Raw genomic sequence first — 2,884 nt, forward strand, 5'->3', positions numbered from 1 at the left:
CGCCTGCACTTTGCGCTGTTCGGCCAGCGCGAGCTGACGCTGCACTTCTTCCTGCCGTTGACGTTCAGCTTCTTCCTTGCGCTGGCGTTCAGCCTCGCGCGCCTGTTCCTGCTCTTGCGCCAGCCGCGCCTTCTCTTCCGCGGCGCGCACTGCCAGTTCCTCTTCACTGGGACCGGCAGCGCCGCCCAGCGCATCCAGCAGCGCCGTCACACTGGCGGGACGTTCCTTCGGATTCAACGCGAAGCCGCGCTGCAGCACTTGCCACTGCAGTTCATTGAGCGCATCCGGTTTCTTTGGCTGCACGCCGGCGGCACGCTGCTCGCCAAACGGCATGACGCCTTCCAGCATCTGGTAAATCATGACGGCCACCGCGTACACGTCCAGCTGCGGACGCGGGTTGCCCTGGTTGGTGCCCGCTTCCGGCGCCCGATAACCCGCCGTGCCGGCGTTCGGCGTTTGCAGGCCCAGGGTGCTGCCGGTGTTGCRGGCGCGCGAGGCGATGCCGAAGTCCAGCAGCTTGATCTCGCCTTCTTTGGTCAGGAATACATTGCCTGGCTTGAGGTCGCGGTGCACCAGCTTGTGCTTATCCCAGGCATATTGCAGCGCATCGGCGACGGGGTGCAGCAGGCGCTGCACTTCTTCCTCTGTGGCCTTGCCGTGCTCCGCCAGCCAGGCGTCGAGATCCTGGCCTTCCAGGCACTCCATGATGATGAAGTAGCTGGAGGTCGCCGGGTCCTGCGCCCATTCGTAGACGCGCACGATATTGTCATGCGCCAGGCGGCGTGCCGACGTCGCCTCTTCGATCAGCAGCTTGGCGTGGGCCGGACTCTGCGTCAGCTGCGGCGGCAGGATCTTCAGCGCCACCAGTTCGCTGTGGCCCAGTTCCGCATGCGTGGCGAGGTCGGTGGCCTGCCACACCTGGCCCATGCCGCCCATGCCGATCAGGCGCTCCAGCCGGTAGCGGCGGTTTTGCGGGCCAATTTCCTGCCCCGTCATCAGGCCCAGCTCCGTGCCCTGACGCTGCTGCGCGGGCGAAGCGGAACCTCCCGGAGGCGCATATTCGGCATCCAGGATAGCGTTCTTGCGGCGGTCGAACTCTTGCTGGCTTAGCAGGCCGTCCTCATGGAGGGCGCGCAGTTCGCGAATCTTATCTCGTGCTGTCTGCATTCTTTCCTTTACTGCTGCAGCGGCGCACCGCACTCAGGACAGAACCGCGCCTCCGCACCGACCACGTGTCCGTTGGCGCAGCGCCGTGGCTGTGGCGCCGCCGGCGCGGCCGCATGGTGATGGTGCACGGCGCTGCCGGTATGCTGCTTCAGCAGGTCAATCTGGTGCTGGCGTTCCTTGTCGCCTTGCGCGTCGCGATAGGCGCGCTCGTCCTGTACCTGCTGCTGCGCCATGCGCAGTGCTTCCGCTGGCGTGATGCTGTTTTCCGCAGCGACTACGCCAGCCAGCGCTTGCAGCTGTTCGGGCGTCATCGTGGCCTGCGACTGCATGCGCATCAACTGGGCCAGCGCTTCCGCGTTTGGCGTGGCGGCCAGGGCGATCTTGGCGGTGTCGCTCATGCGGCCGATGGCCTCCAGGCGGTCGATGTCGATCCGCGCCAGTTCGGCGGCATGATTCTGCTGGGCGATCATGCTCTCGTATTCCACTTTCCAGCGGTTGAAGCGCTCTTCGCGTTCCATCTCCAGCTTCTTCAGCGATTGCTGCCACTGCGCTTCCTGGTCGCGCAGCTTGAGTACCAGCCGCTGCTCTTCGACCTGCACCTGGTCCAGCGCGGCCTGATGCGCCAGGCCTTGCGCTTGCTTTTGATGCATGCCGTCGGCTTCGATGGTGCGCAGCAGCTTTTCGTACTGGGCGATGGATTCGGCATTGGCGCCGGCGCGCTTCAGTTCTTCCAGCTTAGCGTTGATCTCGGCGACATGCACGTGGGCCGTCGCGTCCTTCGCCTCCTCGCCGCGCGCGAGCTCGCGCTTGCGGGCCAGATGCTGCTCTTCTTCCCATTCCTGCACGCGCTCCGCCTCGCGCTGGCGGGCGGCATTGGCCAGCGCCACACCCTGGAAGCGCGCACGGTGATGTTCGGCTTCGATTTCCTGTTCGCGCTGTTTGGCGTCCGTTTCAGCTTTGCGCAGCAGATTGATCTGGGTACGGCGGTAAGATTCGTCTTCAATCGACAGCGCTTGCTGCATGCGGTTCTGAATCTGCTGCACGTGCAATTGATGCGAGAAGCGCTGGCGCGCCAATGCGCGTTCCTCCATCGCCGCCTGCTGCGCCATTTCCAGCTCGGTGCGCATCTTGATCTGGGCCAGGTGGCGCACGTGATCCCATTCAGCGGCTTCGCCGGTCTGCAGTGATTTCTTTTTCGCCAGCTCGTGTTCCAGCTCGGTCAACGTGGCGCCGGCACCGCGCTCAAAAGCTTGCTTGCGTGTTTTCGATTCGATGATGCGGCCATACAGGTCGATTTCGCGGGCACGGATGGCCTGGATACGTTCCGCTTCCTGCAGCGCCAGTTCGGCCTTTTCAACGTTTGCGTCCTGACGCAGTTCGGCGCGGCGGAAGTCGCTGCGCATCTTCTGCTCTTCGCGCCAGATGGCTTGCCATTCTTCCTCGTCGTACAGCTGGTCCAGCTGTTTCACGTGTTCGAGCTGGATGTGGCGCTCGTCCGCCACCAGCCACAGGCTGCCGAGGCGTTCCCGGTTGTTATCGAACTTGTCGTGGCGTAGAGCCAGCGTGTCGACCTGCACGGCAGCCAGTCCGAATTCAGCAAGACGCTGCTTCAGCGAGGCTTGCAGGCGTTCGTTCAGCTGTTCACGCAGCGTGTGATTGGAGGCCATATCGCGCATCGAACGGCCGCCAATGAACTCCGCCGCGATCTGGCGCACCG

The 2,884-nt window shown here is 64.1% G+C and carries 2 protein-coding genes; both read right to left on the bottom strand.

All coding sequences use genetic code 11. The features are described 5' to 3' along the window. On the bottom strand, positions 1-1,167 hold a 1,167-nt coding region (locus AB4Z11_RS28410), incomplete at its 3' end, for a protein kinase domain-containing protein (RefSeq protein ID WP_442029176.1). A gap of 8 nt (positions 1,168-1,175) precedes the next feature. Then, positions 1,176-2,884 (bottom strand): hypothetical protein (locus AB4Z11_RS28415; RefSeq protein ID WP_442029177.1); only part of this gene is annotated, 1,709 nt, incomplete at its 5' end.

The sequence above is a fragment of the Pseudoduganella sp. RAF53_2 genome (genome assembly GCF_052113985.1).
In the GTDB taxonomy this organism is placed as follows: Bacteria; Pseudomonadota; Gammaproteobacteria; order Burkholderiales; family Burkholderiaceae_D; genus Rugamonas.